Raw genomic sequence first — 18,965 nt, forward strand, 5'->3', positions numbered from 1 at the left:
CCTTTTATTAGTTTACATTTAGCTGGAATTTTAGTGGCCGAGTCTGGTAACGATAAAGGCATTGTGTCGAAAATGATCGGTGGCTAATGTTCGTTTCTATTGTTGAACCCATATAAATTGTCTTTACGATATGTTTACAAGTCTTAAGTAAATTTTAAGATTGGTGACCTATGTTGTCTGCAATGTTTTGATTAGGTGAAAATATGATGTCAATTGGGTTGTTTTGTCAATTTCGTAAAATTAAGTTTATCGCGTTAAGTTTAGCATTGGGGTTAGGAGTTAATGCCCAATCACAAGCTGCTCCCTCATTAGAACATGATGTATTAGATCAACAAGGCGAAATTGTCAGTTTGCAACAGTTTGCTGGCAAAGTGGTTTATGTCGACTTTTGGGCTTCTTGGTGTGCTCCGTGCCGTAAATCATTCCCTTGGATGAATGCAATCCAGGCTAAATATCAACAGCAAGGTTTAGAAGTTGTAGCGATTAATCTTGATGTTGATAGTGCATTAGCTCATGAGTTTTTGAGCAAGCTGCCGGCAAAGTTTAACCTTCGTTTTGACCCTGAAGGCGACATAGCCAAAGCATTTGAGTTACAAGGTATGCCAAGCAGTTTCTTGTTCAATCGTAAAGGTGAATTAGTGCAAACTCACATGGGATTTTTTACCGAAAATATTCCCGCCTATGAGCAAGAAATCCAAATGTTGTTACAGGAGTAAATTGATGACAAAAGCATTTTATCAGCCCTTTGCCAAAACTGTTGTGGCATTAGCCATTATCAGTAGTTTGGTAGGCTGTTCGAGTTTAGGCGTACAACCATGGGAAAAAGATCAATTAGCCCGTGCAGATATGGCTTTGAATAGTGAAAAACTTGATCTCGCGTTAGATGACCATATTTATTTTAGTAAAGAAGGCACCAGTGGTGGTCGCTCACTAGCGGGCGGAGGTTGCGGATGCAACTAACAAGTAAGCAAAGTATTGCCAGTGCGTTGGCGTTAGCAAGCTGTAGTTTATTGAGCCAACAGGCTAGTGCTGTTGAACCTCTTTCTGCCAACGATGATTGGAAGGTTGATGCTGCCATTATGTATTATGGCGAGCAAGACCGAGTTCAAGCAGCAGAAGCTATTGGTAATGTGCAAAAAGCGTTTGGTGACAGTTCGTTATTGGACCTTAAAATTGTGGTCGACAGTTTAACGGGGGCATCAGCCTCTGGCGCGGTTGCTCAAGCTGACAGTCAAACGTTTACACGTCCATCAGGTAATGGCCAATATACTGTAAGTCCAGGCGACACACCGCTGGACGATACCTTTCATGATACTCGAGTTCAGTTAAGCGCTAATTGGCAAGAAGTGCTTAATCAAGATTGGACTGGGAATATTGGCGTGTATGGTTCGAAAGAGTTTGATTATCTTTCGATGGGTATTAATGGTGGTCTTGAGCGTAGTTTTAATAAAAATAACACCACATTGGCATTATCGGGTGCTTTTACAAATGATGTGGTTGATCCCGTTGGCGGTCGTCCAGTGGCAATGTCAGAAATGGTGTTCCGTGGTAATTATGCCAACGATGCCGATTATCAAGCAGCCTTTGATCAAACTCGTTTAGCCGGTGATGATACCAAACAAACTAGCGATATTATGTTTGGTGTGACTCAGATTATTAATCGTAATTGGTTGATGCAGGCTAACTATGGTTTATCTAGTGTGTCCGGCTACATGACCGACCCGTATAAAATTCTCAGTGAGGTCGATGTTAACGGTCAAACACAAGCTTACCGTTACGAAAATCGTCCAGACTCACGCCTGAAACACAGTGTGTTCTTACTCACTAAAGGTGCTTTGGATTCTGGTGTGGTCGATTTTTCATATCGTTATAGTACTGACGATTGGGATATTCAGTCGCATACATTAGAAACACATTATCGGTACTATTTCAGTCCAAGCATTTATGCCCAATTACACTTACGTTATTACCAGCAGCAAGCCGCTGAGTTTTATCAACCATTCTTGATGAGTGGCGATGCAATACCTGAGTATGCCAGCGCGGATTATCGCATTGGTGATATGACGGCTTACACCATAGGGCTTAAGTTTGGTCAGCGTTTATCGGGTGGCCATGAATTAAGTTATCGTATTGAGTATTATCAGCAAAATCCTGAAAATAATGGCACAGAGATACCTGGTCAGCTACAGAATTACGATTTATTTCCTTCTGTGAAGGCGATAGTAGCTCAAGTGAGTTATTCGTTTTAAGATGAGCGTATCATCAATAAACAGAGTTATTTAACTTGTTTGAACCACTAACTGCAATGTCAAAAGCCCCAAGAGTGATGAGCTTACAGCCTCGTCCTTGGGGCTTTTTAGGTTCATTTAACGCTATGGCTAGCCCATGCGAATTATTAATGGCGGTTGAAGATGAGTATATTGCGAGGCAAATGCTTAGTATTGCTTATGAAGAAGCAAAGCGTATAGAGCGTAAATTCAGTCGTTTTATTGAAGGTAACGTGGTGTGGCGGTTAAACCATGCTCAAGGTGAAACGACATCGATTGATGCCGAAACAATGCATTTATTTCAGTTTGCACAACAGTGTTTTCAATTAAGTGAATCAGCATTCGATATCAGTGCCTGTTCATTAATGGCGTTATGGCGCTTTGACGGTAGCCATCGTGTGCCGTTACAAACTGATATTGATGCAGCCTTGCTTAATGTGGGTTTTGCTCGTATAGCATTGACTGACAAGACCGTTTGCATGCCTGCAGACATGAGTGTCGACTTTGGCGGTATCGGTAAGGAATATGCGGTTGATCGTACCGCACAAATATTAGAAAATCGTTGGCCAAATAATTCCGTATTAGTCAATTTTGGTGGTGATATTGCTTGCCCGATCACCAAAACAGATGGCTGGCAAGTTGGGATTGAAAACCCTTACCAGCTTGATAACGCTGCAGCACTGTTAACCATTCGCCAAGGTGCGTTAGCCACTAGTGGCAATACTCGGCGCTATATCGAGGTGGACGGGAAACGTTATGGGCATATTATTAATCCTCAAACGGGTTACCCTGTAGAGCAAGCACCATTATCTGTCACTGTGCTGGCGCCCAATTGTGTTATGGCAGGAATGTTGGCCACAATGTCGATGCTAAAAGGACGTGATGCTGAAGACTTTTTACAGCAACAAGGTGTCGACTTTAAAGTTTTTCGAGGAGATGAGTAAATATGCGTGTGTTACTGGTTGAAGATAATAAGTTGCTCGCTCAAGGTGTGATAATGAGTTTAACTAAAGCGGGTATTCAAGTTGACCATTTATCGTCTTATAAACAAGCGCTAGCAGCACTTGATAATGAGGATTTTAGCGCGATTATTCTTGATTTAGGTTTACCCGATGGCAATGGTGCAGACTTATTAAAGCAGTGGCGTAAAAACGGTGTCTCGTTACCTATTATTGTGTTGACTGCCAATACAGATTTTGACACCCGCTTAATGTGTTTAGATATTGGCGCAGATGATTATTTAAGTAAGCCTTTTGATGTGAGGGAATTAATCGCTAGGCTTAAAGCGATTATTCGACGTCAGCATGGCCTAGATAATAACCAATTTAGCTACGGTGCACTCAATATTGATTTTGCCCGTTGTGAAGTTCATTTTCGCGGAGAATTGGTGTCGCTTTCACGCCGTGAATATCAATTGTTACTCGAATTTGCTCAATCTGCAGGTCGCGTATTAACCCGTAATCAACTTGAACAGTTAACCTATGGTTGGGATGAAGTGGGCAGTAACTCGATAGAAGTGCATATTCATCATCTTCGTAAAAAAACCGTCACTGAATTGATTAAAACCGTGCGTGGTATAGGCTATATTTTAACTGAAACGGTATAACGTTTATCAGTTAAATAGGTGAGATAAACCAAATGGTGGGCCGTAAAGTAGCGGACTGATTGCACCTATTGCAATAAGGATATTATGTTTTCACTTCGATTATTATTAAGTTTGATTATGCTGGTGGGGATTGTTCTCACGGTAACCTTTTCGAGCATACTCAGTACGCGTGATGCTATGCATGAAGTTGAAGAATTGTTTGATGCGCAAATGGTCCAAACCGCCAAGATGTTGGAGCAGTTTTATGTGGAACATCTAACAGAAGCTCAACTAACACAATTGCTCCAGCAGCCTAGTTTGTTCCATGTTGTGGATTCAAAAATAGAAACCTTTGCTGACCAATCTAATCCTGTCACTTTGTCTTATGAGCATAAATTATCATTTCAATTACTGTCCAGCTCAGGCCAGTTACTCGCGTATTCAGATAGTACTGGCGAGCAACAATTAACCAATTTCACCCAAGGTTATGATACTCATCGAATCGATGATGAGTTGTGGCATGTATACAGCTTTTATTCTGAGCCTCACCAAGTATGGATTGTGACTGCACAGCGTGATGATGTTCGCAAAGAGATAGTGTCATTAATAATTTCCAATACTTGGCGCTCGCCGTTAATTATTACCCCTATTATGGTCTTTTTTATGTTAGTGCTGACCTACTTTTTATTTAAACCGGTTAAATTATTAGAACGACATTTAGATAACCGCTCGGCCCAAGACCTAACCCCTATTAATTTCACTTTACCGACAGAGTTAGCGTCAACGCAAAAAGCCCTTAATAGCTACTTACTGCGCATTAGCGAGACTATTATCCGTGAACGTCGTTTTAGTGCCGATGCCGCCCATGAACTGAAAACCCCATTAGCGATAATAAAATTACACAGTGATGGATTAAGTGACGTGTTGACGACTCAAACTGCAGAGGTTCAGCAAGCAACATTGCCGTATATCGAAGCCATAGGTGAGGGCGTAAACCGCATTAACCATACCGTTGAGCAACTATTGCTGTTATCGCGCGTGGATGCGATTGAGGCAATAAATAAAATCGATTGTAAGCTGCAAGATATTATTGAAAATGTGATAAACCAGCTAGTACACGTCATTGCCGATTACGAGTGGTATATCATTGTACCTAAAGATATGAGCATCAATGCCGATCCATTTTATATCGAATTGGTACTAAAAAATATTATCGAAAATGCCTGTAAATATAGCCCTAAAGAGTCACTGATTACCATTAAGGTAACTCAGGATGAGCAACAGACGATGATTTGTGTGCTTGATCAAGGACGGGGTATGTCTGAAGAGGAAATCAGCTTAGCCAAAAACCGTTTTTATCGAGTAGATGAAAACGCTTCACAAGGTGCCGGTTTAGGCTTGTCTATTTGTCAGCATATTATCAGTTTACATCATGGTGAACTGACTTTTAGCCGCGTAGAACCTCATGGCTTGAATGTTTGCGTTGTATTACCCCATGCTCAAATTTAGCAAAAATAGTGGCGATTTTTAATTTTACATAAAAAAAACAACATGAGAGGCAAGTTCCGCTCATGTTGTTTTGTGTTCTAGCTAGCTTATTGTTAACTGCTTGCTATCTTTCTCTTGATGGTCTTTCTTTTGACTGTTTTTCTCTTGAAGGTCCAGCATCTCTTGATTGGCTTGCATTACGTGATGATGCATTATCACGTTGTTGACTCATTGATCGCGAAGCTTGCTGAGGCGTTGACCGAGTTGATTCGCGAACTTGCTGTTTTTGTGGTTCGTTCCTGCTTATTTGTTTTACTTGCTGTTGTGGATTGCGCATAGCGTTTACTTGCGGCTCACGTGTTTTTTCAACTCGGGTGTTACGTTGAGCTTGATGTAATTCTTGAGTGCGCGGCTTGCTTGTCACATTAGCCACAGGTTTTGCCTCATATTTAGACCTTGTTTGGGCCACATCGCTCTGGCGACTGTAGTTTGACTTCATCGGTTCACCTTTACGCTCAAACGACTTTACCTGCGTTGCTGGCTGACGTTGCTGACTTAGCTCGCGCTTTAGTTGGCTGCTTCTGTGCTCTATCGGCTCATTACGGCTCACGCTTCTTACCGTTGATTTTTCGCTACGCTTATCCTGCTTATTGCTATGGTTTACTTCTTTACGCTGATCATTGACCTTGGTTGAGTAATGACGAGGCTCATTGGCTTGCTGGCGTTTAGGTTCGCGTGAATAACTTACCTGCTTGTTACGCTTTTCATAATGGCCATTATAACGTTTGCTGATCGCTTGGCTGTGGTAAGCCACACCTTTACGATGCTTAGGCTTATGTTGCCAATGCTGTACACCTTGGCTGTAACTAATTTTCCGTGGTGTGTAGTAACGGTAGTTTTGATGTACTGGTACTGCAATTACGCGACGGTCATGCCAATGAAAGCTACTAAAAAAGAAGTTAAAGCTAATGCGTACACCACTGTCCCAGTAAATCGCGTTGTGGTTAGGGCGATAATGTACATAAGCTGGCGCATGCCAATAAACGGGTGGATAACGATTCCAGCGCCAATTGCCATAAACGATACGGCTGTCGTAATAAGGCACGTAAACAATTTCTGGACGAACTGATTCAATAATAATTCGGCGCTCAACTCGCGACACTTTCACTTGCTCAAGATCGGCTAAATTATTAGCTTCATCAGCTTGCTGTCTTAAGGATTGAATCGTGTCTAGCATACGTCCTTCATCTTGCAAAAAGGCATCGCCTACGCTTTGAGTCCACGCTAAATCATCATTTAAACGTTGCAATACATTAGGAAACGCTACCAAAGCTTTGACGCTTGGGTCCCAGTCTTGCGACTCAACCTCGGTCATAATTTGGTTGGTATCGCGGTTACCTTGGTTTGATAACCAGCGTTTGGCTTGAACAATTTCTAATGGATAGGTTGACGCAATTAGTATGTGGGTTAATAAACTGTCTGGATACAGCGCAATTGGTGCGAGCATTTGTGCCAACTCAGCATCACTCACCACATCATCTTCTGCTGCGGTATAAGTGTATGAATTAGTTGGTTGCGCCGCTTGCACATTGGTTAATGGCATACAGACCAAGGCTAAGGCGAGTAATGCCTGAGCGGGTACGTGAATGGCTTTTTTCATGTTATCTCCAGCGTCATAGATGACTGTTAGGTTCATCATAACGAGCCGAAGATGAACGTAAGCTGAAAGCTAATAACTGAATTAATACGCTAGAACTATGCGAGGAGTAAGTAAAAGGATGAAGATAGAGAAATAAATTAAACAAATAATGTGTAGCGGTGATCTAAAGCAGGCATTTACTGTTGGAAAATAAACTCAAATTTGGCGCCACCCAATGATGCAGATTCACCAACCGTAAGTTTGCCGTGATAACTGTCGACAAGGTCTCTGACGATTGCCAGTCCTATCCCGTGGCCTTGAGTATAAGTGTCTGCACGGATCCCACGTTCAAAAATATGTTGCTGTTTATCTTTAGGAATACCTTCACCATCATCTTCAATCGTCATGCACAGCTGATTTTCTTGCTGTATAAGGGTTAACGTTATTTTTGTTTTAGCGGCTTTACAGGCATTGTCGAGCACATTGCCAAGCATTTCTGTTAAGTCTGCTTCATCACCTTTAAAGCGGGCTTGTTTGTCGGGGTGATACTCAATGGTGAGGTTTTGATGTTGGTATATCTTACTTAAGGTTCTGACTAATTTAACGGCAACACTATCAACATTAACTCCTAAATGCCAAGCACTACCAGCCGCGCTTTGTGCGCGCTTTAACTGATAGGCAATAATTTGGTTGATGCGGTTAATTTGCTCCATCGAGGCTTCGCTTAAATCAGCTTGAGTTTGGATTACCGCTAAAGGTGTTTTTAAACTATGGGCTAAATCGGCTAAAGCATTGCGGTAGCGTTTACGCTGGTTTTGTTCGGTTTGTAATAAGGTATTTAACTGCTGAGCGACTTTTTGCAGTTCCACAGGGTAGCGGGTACTTAGCTGCATCGATGTGCCTTGTTCTACTGCACTGAGTTCTTGGCTAAATTGACCTAAAGGCTTGAGGGTCCATAGCAACCAACTTAGCTGCACGATAACTAATAAAGCGGTTAACACCAATAACCAAGTCCATAAGGTGTTAGAAAACTTTTGGATTTGTTGTAGGTATTCGTGTTGGTTTTTTATAATGTGCAGCGTCATGGTAAAAGGTTGTTCGCTAGTGGCAAAACTCACGCTAAAACTGTATATCAACTGCGGTTTGTCATTAATTAGTATCGAGTCGAATGTATTTCTACCGGTTGCGGGTTTAGGTAAGTTAATGGGCGTGTTGAGGCCGAGAAATGAGTTTGAGGTCCACAGTAGCTGGTTATCTTTAGTGGTGATTAACGCATAAAGACCTGAACCAATCACATTGAATTGGTTTTCAAGTAAATGAGACGGCATTTGTAATTGGTTATCTTCTACTTCAGCCATGGCTAAAACAGAATAAACATAGGCTTTTAACTGGTTTTTTGCAGAAACATTAATTTGGGTTTCAAAGGCGTTGTTAACGGTCATGCCGATAATGGGCAATAACACCAATATCAGTAATAAGGCACTGACCACAATGCGGACTTTAAGCGAGCTGAGTAGTTTACGCATCTGGGTCTAACTGTCTCAGTCGATAACCTTGACCACGCAGTGTTTCAATTAATTGATATTGATTATCGGGGTCGAGTTTTTTACGTAAACGACGGATAAACACTTCAATCACATTGGAGTCTAAATCAAAATCCTGGTCATAAATATGTTCGATTAAACTGCTTTTTGAATGTACCGATCCTGGGTGCAGCATTAGGTATTCAAATAGCTTGTATTCAGAACCGCTAAGGTTAATTATTTGCAGGCTTTTTTTAATTTCTAAACTGCGAGTATTAATACTAAAGGGGCCATTTTGAATCACTGGGCTGGCTTTACCTGCGGAGCGGCGAATTAATGCATTAATTCGTGCGACAAGTTCTTCTAGCTGAAACGGCTTACTTAAGTAATCGTCTGCGCCAGCATCTAAACCAACCACTTTATCTTGCCAACTGTCTCGGGCAGTTAAAATAATGATGGGGTAGGTAATGTCTTGTTCACGTAATTGACTAATTAATGACAAGCCATCCAGCTTAGGTAAACCCACATCGATAATGGCGACATCGTATTGATATTCTTGAGCTTGAAATAAGCCTTCTTCACCATCGCTGGCGACATCAACAGTATATTGAGCGTCGATAAGGTGCTGTTTGATATTTGCTTGTAAGGCTAAATCGTCTTCGACCAGTAATAATCTCATGAACTAGTTCCTTGTAACCGAGCCATTGGTGGCATCGACTAACACATAAAAAATGACTCCATCATTAGTGAGTAATTTAATCCGATAACCAGGATGTCCATTGACGTTAGCGGACTGCACTTTTAATACTTTGCCCGAATAACTCCGCTGAGCCATTTGTACTGCTTGTTGAGCGCTACTGACCACTAAATTGTTGTTCTGCTGGTTATTGTTTTGACGATTATTATTAGGACCAGGGGAGAACTGAGCACTTGCAGAAGAATGTAATGCAGCAGCATAGGACGGCACTGAGCACGTTAGTGACAGTAACGCTAACATTAGGCCTAACATGGTGGCATTTACGTTGAGCATACGCTGCATATTGTGTTCCCTAATAACCTCATTATTGCCAGTGTAAAAGATCCCTTTCTATATAGAAACATCTACTTAACCTAATTGAGTAAATAGCCGTAAGCGAAAGATAAACGCCCGTAAAATATCGCTAAATACAAATGTGTCGATGATTTGTCTTAGCAGTATAGGGTATGCAGATGAACATTAACTGAATGGTTTTGGCTTATGCTCAGTTTTCGTGGCATTGAATTAAACAGTGGTGCTAATGGGAAGCGTCAATGGAAAATCAGACTGGTTGCTATGTTCAGCTTACGTTCATTTTGATTAGGGTTAAATGGCCTCAATATCAAGACTGTGAGGAACTAACATGAAACATAATACTGCCAAGACAGCTAACCTATCGACAATCAATACTCATCTAAAATGGGGCGTAAGTTTATGTGTTGCTAGTGCGCTCTGGTTAAGTTCGCCAACAGTACAAGGCGCCGAGCGGATATCTGAACAAGGTTTTGGAACATATAGCCAAGCAAGAGTCATTAATTCGCAAACGCCAGAAACTGAAGCGGACAAGCAGGCTAGGGTGAACGCTTTACATGATCAAGTTAAGTTGCAAAGCAGCGTAGAAACGCTGAACAAAAAGGTCACCCGTGAGCAAGTGTTGGCCAAAAATCAAAAAGCGGCCGCAACAACGGCAAACCAGCAACAACGTGCATTGGCGCAGCAAAATCAAGTTGTTTATTACGATTTCTCTTTCTATGGTGCAGAGTCAGTTTTATTTGATGACTATGATTATGATGGTTTTTATCAAACTTTTAGTGTGACCTTTGATGCCGATATTAGTAGCAGCGCAGGCGACATTCAGGCTGATGTATTTGCCGAATTATATTTAAGCCAAGATGGTGGACCGTGGATCCATTATTACTCTACCGACGTATTCACTCTTCACGCAGATTCTAGCAATGATGATTACGAAGTGCTGACTACGTTAGCCAGTGGTTATCAAGCCGATCATTATGATGTATTGATCGATCTGTATGAGCTAGGTTATGCCGATCCGGTCGCGACAATAAGTAGTGATGAGTCAAATGCCTTATATGCTTTGCCACTTGAAAGTAGCGATCGTGATGCGGTTTATGTGGAAGAGGTATATATCGAAACTGAACATTCTGGCGGGGCGTTATCTTGGTTAAGTATAGGTCTGCTCGCTGGCGTTTTTGGATTTCGTAGACGTTTGATTAATAAAATATAACGTAAGTTTTATGCTTCTATTCCTTAGAACTACGTTAGAATGATTATTTTTGATTTTGTCAGTTTTACTTATCCATTTGGGATAAGTAGTTAGGAGTGCGTATGTTAATAAAGTTAAATGCATCATTGTTATGCAGTTCATTAATCGGTTCGGCGCTGTTGTTATCTGGTTGTCAATTACCTAATCCTTATACGGGCGAATCAGAAAACTCTAAAGCGACAAATGGCGCTATTATCGGTGGCCTTTCTGGTGCTGCTATTGGTGTACTTTCGTCAAGCAAAAGCGATCGCGGTAAAGGTGCATTAATTGGTGCAGCATCGGGTGCAGCTGTTGGCGGTGGTATTGGTTATTACATGGATGTGCAAGAAGCTGAATTACGTAAACAGTTAAAATCTACTGGCGTGAGCGTAACGCGTAACGGTGACAACATTGTACTGAATATGCCTAATGAAGTGACCTTCGCAGTTGATCAAACTGTATTAAGTTCACGCGCTAAATCAGTATTAAACAGCGTTGTATTAGTTGCCAAAGAATATGATGACACTCATTTAAATGTGATTGGTTATACCGACAGTTCGGGTTCAGATTCTTACAACTTGCGTTTGTCACAAGTGCGAGCAAGTGAAGTTGCGCAATATATGACTAGCCAGAAAGTCAGCGGTTCACGCGTGTCTTCTACTGGTATGGGCGAGTCAAGTCCAATAGCGAGCAACTCTACTGAGGAAGGCCGTTCGCAAAATCGTCGTGTAGAAATTGTATTAACGCCAACGGGTAAGTAGTTTTAGCCGTGAGTGTGATTAACAAGCGATGCTTGTTGATCTTTAAATAAAAAAGCCATCGAAAGATGGCTTTTTTATTTAACCGATAACGGAGTTAGTGAACAATAATCTAGATGACTACATGTATTTGGCACAGATAATTTGGTATATATGGATGGTAAGTGATCTAAATAACAAGCATACATAATCGATAATCTATTTGTTTCACGCTAGGTCCTTTAGCAATATTTTTTCATCGAGTTCATGCTCGTTATTTGGTTGAGATATCTGTCACTGTCGAGGTTATTTTACCTTGCTTTAATCGGGTGTGGATCACATCACCATTGCGTAATTGGTTAGCATTTTCAACTACATGTTCATTGGTACTTGTGATTGAATAACCGCGACTCAAGGTTGCCAGTGGGCTGACGGTGTCAAGTTTATGTGCGGCTTGTGCAACTCGTGATTCAGCTTGTTTAAAATAATCTTTACTCGCGTCGTTAAAACGTTCAATTAAATATCCAAGACGCTGTTTTTCTAAGATTAAGGTATTAATTGGTGAACGTTGTTGCAAACTATTATGTAATTGCTGGTGGCGCAAAGTTAAGTGACTCAGTTTATGCTTTAAGGCATTTTCTAAGCGCATTTGCATTTCGTCAAACCGTTGTTCAAATTGTTGCAGTTTACGTTGCGGCTCATGGCGTTGAAGTTGGTGAGATAACTGAGTTAATCGTCCATACTGCTGCAATTGGTAATGTTTCATGCCCTGCTGCAAACGCGATAACAAGAGCAGCAGCTTTTCTGCTTTATTGCCTTTGTCTTTTGACAGTAACTCTGCGCCGGCTGATGGCGTTGGGGCGCGAACGTCCGCCACATAATCACAGATAGTGGTATCAATTTCATGGCCTACAGCACTAACAACAGGCAATGCACTGTTGTAAATCTCATTGGCTAAATGTTCGCTGTTGAAACACCATAAATCTTCTAACGAACCACCACCACGGGTAAGCAACAGCACATCAACTTCCATGCGTTGATTGGCAGTGACAATTGCTTGGCAAATTAATTGGCTGGCTGTAGCACCTTGAACTTGAGTTGGGTACACAATCACTTCGATTGAGGGATCTCGGCGTGCTAATACATGTAATATATCTCGCAGAGCAGCGCCTGTTGCTGATGTGATAACACCAATTCTTTGGATATTGTTTGGAATAGGGCGTTTGGTTTCTAGGGCAAATAAGCCTTCAGCGGCCAATTTTAGCTTTAAGGCTTCAAATTCCTGTGCTAGCAGTCCGTCACCTGCAGGCAACATTGACTCAAGTAGTAGCTGATAATCGCCACGAGGCTCGTAAACACTGATGGCGCCTTTAATTAGTACTTGTTGACCATTAACGGGTTTAAAGCGCACAGATTGATTACGGCCCTTAAACATGGCGCAGCGAACTTGCGAATGAGCGTCTTTTAACGTGAGGTACCAATGCCCTGAACTTGGGGCCGAAAAGTTTGATATTTCACCATTTAGCCAAATTTTGCCAATTTGACCTTCAAGAATATGCCTCACTTCGCTATTTAATTGCGAAACACTATAAACATTGTTTTTTGTGGCACTCATGAGAGTTCTCATTCTAACGTTAATAAAAATCTATTTTCCATTTACCAACTGCAATATGCAAGGTATAATCTCGCCGCAATATTTCACCCAAAATCCTACTTACTAGGGAGATGTTGCCATGCTACGTTTACTGAAAGATGCACTAACCTTTGATGATGTGTTGTTGGTTCCTGCCCACTCGACCGTACTCCCTAATACCGCAGTTCTTAAAACTCGTTTAACCAATAAAATCGAATTAAATATTCCACTTGTGTCTGCTGCTATGGACACTGTGACTGAGTCTCGTCTTGCGATCGCGATGGCGCAAGAAGGTGGTTTAGGATTTATTCATAAAAACATGAGTATTGAGCAACAAGCCGAAGAAGTCCGTAAAGTTAAAAGTTATGAAGCCGGTATTGTTCAAGACCCCGTTACTGTTACGCCTACCACAAGCTTAACTGATTTACGTTTATTAACTGAACATAATGGTTTTGCTGGTTACCCTGTAGTGAATGATGCACACGAACTTGTGGGTATTATTACAGGCCGTGACGTGCGTTTTGTGACTGATTGGAGCAAAACCGTTGCCGACATGATGACCCCAAAAGATCGTCTAGTCACAGTAACTGAAGGTACTAAGTTAGATGAAGTACAAAAACTAATGCATTCTCATCGTATTGAGAAAGTCTTAGTGGTTGATAAAAACTTTAAACTTAAAGGCTTAGTCACCGTTAAAGATTTCGAAAAAGCTGAACGCAAACCAAACGCATGTAAAGACGAATTAGGTCGTTTACGTGTGGGCGCTGCAGTTGGCGCGGGTCCTGGCAATGAAGAGCGTGTAGACGCGCTCGTAAAAGCCGGTGTTGACGTGTTATTGATTGACTCATCACATGGTCACTCAGAAGGCGTATTGCAGCGTATTCGTGACACTAGAGCCAAATACCCTGATTTACAAATTGTTGGCGGCAACGTTGCCACTGCATCTGGTGCAATTGCGCTAGTTGAAGCGGGCGTTAACGCCGTTAAAGTCGGTATCGGCCCTGGTTCAATTTGTACCACTCGTATTGTAACGGGTGTCGGTGTCCCACAAATCACTGCGGTATCTGATGCTGCCGAAGCAGTACTCGCCTTAGGCATTCCTGTTATTGCTGATGGCGGTATTCGTTTTTCTGGCGACTTAGCTAAAGCATTAGCTGCAGGTGCATCATGCATCATGGCGGGTTCTATGTTTGCTGGTACTGAAGAAGCGCCGGGTGAAACTGAACTTTACCAAGGTCGTGCTTATAAATCTTACCGTGGTATGGGATCTCTGGGCGCTATGGGCCAAACCCAAGGTTCATCTGACCGTTACTTCCAAAGCGATAACGCTGCTGACAAGCTAGTACCTGAAGGTGTTGAAGGTCGCGTGCCGTACAAAGGTAAGTTGAAAGAGATCATTCACCAACACATGGGCGGCTTGCGTTCATGCATGGGCTTAACCGGTTGTGCCACAATTAAAGAGTTAAATGATAAAGCACAGTTTGTAAGAGTGACTTCAGCAGGTATGGGTGAGTCACACGTTCATGACGTGACCATTACCAAAGAAGCACCAAACTATCGTTCATAATTACGATAAGGGCGACGTTATGTCGCCCTCGTTTTATTAGCGTTAATTTGCCCGCATCAATTGGATGCGAGTTATTACACTTAATTAATATGTAAAGGTTATTCATGAGTAATATTCACGATCATAAGATTCTAATCCTCGATTTTGGTTCTCAGTACACTCAACTTATTGCGCGTCGTATCCGTGAAATTGGTGTGTATTGTGAGTTATGGGCGTGGGATGTGAGCGAAGCGCAAATTCGTGAGTTTGCCCCAAATGGTATTATTTTAGCCGGTGGCCCTGAAAGTGTCACAGCAGACAATTCACCACGTGCCCCTGAGTATGTATTTACTGCTGGTGTACCGGTATTGGGTATTTGTTACGGCATGCAAACCATGTCAGAGCAGCTGGGTGGCAAAGTGATTCAAGGCGTGGGCGAAGGTGAGTTTGGTTACGCACAAATTGAATTGCAAACCACATCAGCTTTGTTTAAAAGCATTGAAGATGCAGTTAGCGAAGAAGGCAAACCTTTGCTTGATGTGTGGATGAGCCACGGCGATAAAGTGTCTGCTATCCCTGAAGGTTTTGTGACCGTAGCGAAAACCGCCACTTGTCCGTTTGCTGCGATGGCGAATGAAGAGAAAGGTTTTTACGGCGTACAGTTTCACCCAGAAGTGACGCATACTCGCCAAGGTCAGCGTATGCTAGAGCATTTCGCGCTAGACATTTGTGGCTGTAAAGCCAATTGGAAGCCGTCATCAATTATTGAAGATGCTATTGAGCGTTTAAAAAAGCAAATTGGTGATGACGAAGTTATTCTGGGTTTATCTGGCGGGGTAGATTCATCGGTTGTGGCGATGTTATTACATCGTGCGATTGGCGATAAACTAACGTGTGTGTTTGTTGATAACGGTTTATTACGTTTGAATGAAGCCGATCAAGTATTAGAAATGTTTGGCGATCATTTTGGACTCAAAATTGTTCACGTCGATGCTGAAAACCGTTTCTTAGATGCGATGGCTGGCGAAGCAGAACCAGAAGCCAAACGTAAAATTATTGGCCGTGTGTTTGTTGAGATTTTCGACGAAGAATCAAAGAAATGCGCTAATGCTAAATGGCTAGCTCAAGGCACTATTTATCCTGATGTTATTGAATCAGCGGGCAGTGCAACGGGTAAAGCGCATGTGATTAAGTCGCACCACAATGTTGGCGGTTTACCTGCCGATATGAAGATGGGTTTAGTTGAACCACTACGTGAGTTATTTAAAGATGAAGTGCGTAAAATTGGTTTAGAGTTAGGCCTGCCTTACAACATGCTTTATCGTCATCCGTTCCCAGGACCAGGTCTTGGTGTTCGTGTACTTGGCGAAGTGAGAAAAGAGTATTGTGATTTATTACGTAGCGCTGATGCTATCTTTATTGAAGAACTGCACAAAGCGGATTTGTACAATAAAGTGAGCCAAGCATTTACCGTTTTCTTACCTGTTCGTTCGGTAGGTGTAATGGGTGATGGTCGTAAGTATGATTGGGTTGTATCGCTGCGTGCGGTAGAAACTATCGACTTTATGACTGCGCATTGGGCACATTTACCATATGATTTCTTAGGTCGCGTGTCGAACCGCATTATCAATGAAGTCGATGGTATTTCACGTGTGGTTTATGATATTTCAGGCAAGCCTCCAGCAACAATTGAATGGGAATAACGCAGTAGCGTGACACCTAGTTTGAAATAAAAAGACGCTGCGGCGTCTTTTTTATTTGTTAGAATAGCCGCGTATGACAATTACCTAGGTTTTTTAGAGTGACAGACACCCCAAAAGCTCACGTTTCCACCAATACTTGCCCACTTTCTGATGCGCGCAATGATAAATCGAATCAGCTTCAGCGTACCATTGATGAAAAGTGGATGCGTTTAGCGATGCAACTTGCCGAGCAAGCCGAGCTAAAAGGCGAAGTTCCAGTGGGTGCAGTGCTGGTTAAAGACGATGTGTTAATTGCCAGTGGTTGCAATTTAAGCATTGTAAATCATGACCCAACGGCTCACGCCGAGATGGAATGTATTCGTCAAGCGGGCAAGGTATTAGAGAATTATCGTATGCTCGACACCACCTTATATGTCACGTTAGAACCCTGCACTATGTGCGCGGGAGCTATGGTGCACAGTCGTATTGCGCGGGTTGTGTATGGTGCAGATGACCTAAAAACTGGCGCGGCAGGAAGTGTGATTAATTTATTGCAACACCCAGTTTTTAACCATCAGCTTGACGTTAGTTCAGGTGTGTTGGCGGCAGAATGCGGGGCGCAGTTAAGTGCATTTTTTCAGCGACGTAGGGCAGAAAAAAAAGCACTCAAACAGTTAGCTAAAAAATAGACTGATTGAGTGGCTTGTTTTATGTGGTTATCGTGAGATTAACTTTCTGTTTGTGACAATAAAAAATGAGCTCTTTGACGATTTTGAATGCGGCTTTTATGTACTTTAAGCATGACGCGACGACGTGAAATGGTATTGCTTATAGATTTTCTTCTCATACCGTGATCCCTTTAAATTGGCTAACCTCACCGAGGTTACTGATAAATAGCATGTTTTAGTTGTATGCTTTTTAACGATAAATTCAAATGTATCTTACCCTATATTGGTGACAATTATCGGTCAGGTTTATGACGATAAACGCTCGCGCACAAAAATTATTGAGTTGATTCGTGGATATTGGTTGAAACGTCTTCTGCAATCACTTCAACTTGGTCCTTATCTTCGATAACCTCCATTGTTTTGGTTTGATTATCTATCCAAACCAACGTGTCATAGTAACGGCGAATACTGTCAACATAATGAACAGCTTCGCTACCACGAGCATAGCCATATCGAGTTTGTTTATAATATTTTGATTGTTGCAGTAAAGGTAATACTTTTTTGACGTCACGCCATGCGCTGGGATCCATTCCCATTGATTCCGTTAATCGTCGTGCATCTTCAACATGGCCTAAACCGATATTATAAGAGGCTAATGCGAACCATATCCGTTGAGCTTCAGAGATAGATTCAGGCAATCTCTCCATCATGTCTTTTAAATAAAATGCGCCACCACGTATGCTTTGTTCTGCGTCTAAACGATCATCTACACCAACATAAGCCGCCGTAGGCTGAGTTAGCATCATCATACCTCTCACTCCAGTTGCTGAACGAGCACTTGGGTTCCAATGTGACTCTTGATAACTGGCAGCAGCTAATTTACGCCAATCTAACTCTCCTGAATACTGCTCGAAAAAACTGCGGTATTCGGGGAGAATATTATCAATTGCGCGGATAAAGGCTCGAGTATCAACATAATCAAAACGTTTTACATGGCCAAAATACTTCTCGTTTAAATGCTCCAACGTTCCGGCACGTCTTTCTTTATGCCAAAAAGCCAATAGTTTACTCATTAAGCGATCGCTGTTATTAGGCGGTAATAGCCACACCACTTCGACTTTCTCTTCTAAAATCATCCCTGCACGTAGTTCAGGTAGAAAACGCTGATTAATCAATAAACTATTCGAATCTGAAATGGTGTAGTTCAATTCACCGTTGGCAATTAGTGCAAACAGTTCTTCATTGTCTTTGTCGTTGACTTGATTCCACAACAACTCAGGATAGTCTTTTTGTAACTTGGTTAAGGTATTGACCGACGATGAGTTGGCCATGACAGTAATTTCGCCTGACAAAGCGCCAATGTCTTTAGGTTCAGGTGTACCTTCCTTATAAACCAACACTTGATTGACTTTATATAAGGTAGGCCCAAGTTTAAATTGTTGACTGCGATTAGGTGTCTTAGCGATACCTGCAGCAATAATATCAATTTTGTTTTCTTTTAATGCGGCAAATAATTGCTTGCGATTGGTATAAGGGATCATCTCTAGCGGAACGGCTAAATAGTCGGCAAAACGCTGCGCCATTTCAAAGTCGAATCCGCTCTCACCCTCGCCAGAGTTAAGGTAAATCTGTGGGCCATATAATGTCCCTACCTTTAATACGGTACGCGCAGGTGCAGATGCAGCGATATCAACTTGCTGAATATCTATAGGTTGACAGGAAGATAATATCCCGCAAAGTAAAATAATGAATAAGGTTTTGATCATATTTATTAACTGGTTATCTTAAGTTGTTTCGTTAGGGTCACGAGAGTAAAACGTAATAAACGAATGTAATACCGGTTGAATAGCCTTTAAATATGTAGGGGTTAGCATTTTTTTTTACTTACTTTATCAGGAGTTTTCCTAAACGCCTATAG

General features: G+C 41.9%; 17 protein-coding genes. 11 read left to right on the plus strand and 6 right to left on the minus strand.

Going from position 1 to position 18,965, the window contains the following annotated elements:
- Positions 1 to 203 precede the first annotated feature (203 nt).
- The 6 genes from H5202_RS04590 (at position 204) to H5202_RS04615 (ending at position 5,361) form a co-directional block, all read left to right on the plus strand.
- A complete protein-coding gene (locus tag H5202_RS04590; RefSeq protein WP_259397184.1) occupies positions 204 to 716 on the plus strand; it encodes a TlpA disulfide reductase family protein in 513 nt (170 codons plus the stop codon).
- Positions 717 to 720: 4 nt separating this feature from the next.
- Positions 721 to 960, plus strand: coding sequence for a DUF4266 domain-containing protein (locus H5202_RS04595; protein WP_182771015.1), 240 nt, complete (start codon positions 721 to 723; stop codon positions 958 to 960).
- Positions 951 to 2,249 (plus strand): DUF3570 domain-containing protein, encoded by a 1,299-nt coding sequence (locus H5202_RS04600; protein ID WP_182771016.1) that lies wholly within the window; start codon positions 951 to 953, stop codon positions 2,247 to 2,249. Before H5202_RS04595 ends, H5202_RS04600 begins: the two co-directional genes overlap by 10 nt.
- A gap of 56 nt (positions 2,250 to 2,305) precedes the next feature.
- Positions 2,306 to 3,211 (plus strand): FAD:protein FMN transferase, encoded by a 906-nt coding sequence (locus H5202_RS04605; RefSeq protein ID WP_182771032.1) that lies wholly within the window; start codon positions 2,306 to 2,308, stop codon positions 3,209 to 3,211.
- Positions 3,212 to 3,213: 2 nt separating this feature from the next.
- On the plus strand, positions 3,214 to 3,873 hold the full coding sequence (locus H5202_RS04610; RefSeq protein ID WP_182771017.1) for a response regulator transcription factor: 660 nt from the start codon (positions 3,214 to 3,216) through the stop codon (positions 3,871 to 3,873).
- A gap of 84 nt (positions 3,874 to 3,957) precedes the next feature.
- Positions 3,958 to 5,361 carry an ATP-binding protein gene (locus H5202_RS04615; protein ID WP_182771018.1) on the plus strand — a complete coding sequence of 468 codons (1,404 nt, stop codon included), beginning with the start codon at positions 3,958 to 3,960 and terminating at the stop codon, positions 5,359 to 5,361.
- Between the two features lie 103 nt (positions 5,362 to 5,464).
- Here the strand turns inward: H5202_RS04615 and H5202_RS04620 are convergent, their stop codons facing one another.
- The 4 genes from H5202_RS04620 to H5202_RS04635 form a co-directional block, all read right to left on the minus strand.
- A complete protein-coding gene (locus H5202_RS04620; protein WP_182771019.1) occupies positions 5,465 to 7,000 on the minus strand; it encodes a DUF3300 domain-containing protein in 1,536 nt (511 codons plus the stop codon).
- 176 nt (positions 7,001 to 7,176) lie between these two features.
- Positions 7,177 to 8,505 (minus strand): ATP-binding protein, encoded by a 1,329-nt coding sequence (locus tag H5202_RS04625; RefSeq protein ID WP_182771020.1) that lies wholly within the window; start codon positions 8,503 to 8,505, stop codon positions 7,177 to 7,179.
- Positions 8,498 to 9,181, minus strand: a complete 684-nt coding sequence (locus H5202_RS04630) for a response regulator transcription factor (RefSeq protein ID WP_182771021.1) — start codon at positions 9,179 to 9,181, stop codon at positions 8,498 to 8,500. The genes H5202_RS04625 and H5202_RS04630 overlap by 8 nt, the downstream gene beginning before the upstream one ends.
- 3 nt (positions 9,182 to 9,184) lie before the next feature.
- Complete coding sequence (locus H5202_RS04635) at positions 9,185 to 9,541, minus strand: PepSY domain-containing protein (RefSeq protein WP_259397185.1); 357 nt, start codon at positions 9,539 to 9,541, stop codon at positions 9,185 to 9,187.
- Positions 9,542 to 9,881: 340 nt separating this feature from the next.
- Here H5202_RS04635 and H5202_RS04640 point away from each other — a divergent pair, with 340 nt between their 5' ends.
- Complete coding sequence (locus tag H5202_RS04640) at positions 9,882 to 10,763, plus strand: choice-of-anchor H family protein (RefSeq protein ID WP_182771022.1); 882 nt, start codon at positions 9,882 to 9,884, stop codon at positions 10,761 to 10,763.
- A 101-nt stretch (positions 10,764 to 10,864) separates the two neighbouring features.
- A complete protein-coding gene (locus tag H5202_RS04645) occupies positions 10,865 to 11,542 on the plus strand; it encodes an OmpA family protein (protein WP_182771023.1) in 678 nt (225 codons plus the stop codon).
- A gap of 250 nt (positions 11,543 to 11,792) precedes the next feature.
- Here H5202_RS04645 and xseA read toward each other — a convergent pair whose 3' ends face one another.
- Entirely contained in the window at positions 11,793 to 13,133 is a 1,341-nt protein-coding gene (gene xseA / locus H5202_RS04650; protein ID WP_182771024.1) for an exodeoxyribonuclease VII large subunit, read from the minus strand.
- A 118-nt stretch (positions 13,134 to 13,251) separates the two neighbouring features.
- Here xseA and guaB point away from each other — a divergent pair, with 118 nt between their 5' ends.
- From guaB to tadA, 3 genes are all read left to right on the plus strand, one after another.
- Entirely contained in the window at positions 13,252 to 14,718 is a 1,467-nt protein-coding gene (gene guaB / locus H5202_RS04655) for an IMP dehydrogenase (protein WP_182771025.1), read from the plus strand.
- 104 nt (positions 14,719 to 14,822) lie between these two features.
- Positions 14,823 to 16,400: a glutamine-hydrolyzing GMP synthase gene (gene guaA, locus H5202_RS04660; RefSeq protein ID WP_182771026.1), complete on the plus strand. Its 1,578-nt coding sequence runs from the start codon at positions 14,823 to 14,825 to the stop codon at positions 16,398 to 16,400.
- 188 nt (positions 16,401 to 16,588) lie between these two features.
- Positions 16,589 to 17,068, plus strand: a complete 480-nt coding sequence (gene tadA, locus H5202_RS04665; RefSeq protein ID WP_182771034.1) for a tRNA adenosine(34) deaminase TadA — start codon at positions 16,589 to 16,591, stop codon at positions 17,066 to 17,068.
- A 314-nt stretch (positions 17,069 to 17,382) separates the two neighbouring features.
- Here tadA and mltF read toward each other — a convergent pair whose 3' ends face one another.
- Positions 17,383 to 18,813 carry a membrane-bound lytic murein transglycosylase MltF gene (mltF, locus tag H5202_RS04670; RefSeq protein WP_182771027.1) on the minus strand — a complete coding sequence of 477 codons (1,431 nt, stop codon included), beginning with the start codon at positions 18,811 to 18,813 and terminating at the stop codon, positions 17,383 to 17,385.
- Between the last annotated feature and the right edge of the window lie 152 nt (positions 18,814 to 18,965).

Source organism: Shewanella sp. SG41-4 (assembly GCF_014164505.1).
Classification (GTDB): domain Bacteria; phylum Pseudomonadota; class Gammaproteobacteria; order Enterobacterales; family Shewanellaceae; genus Shewanella.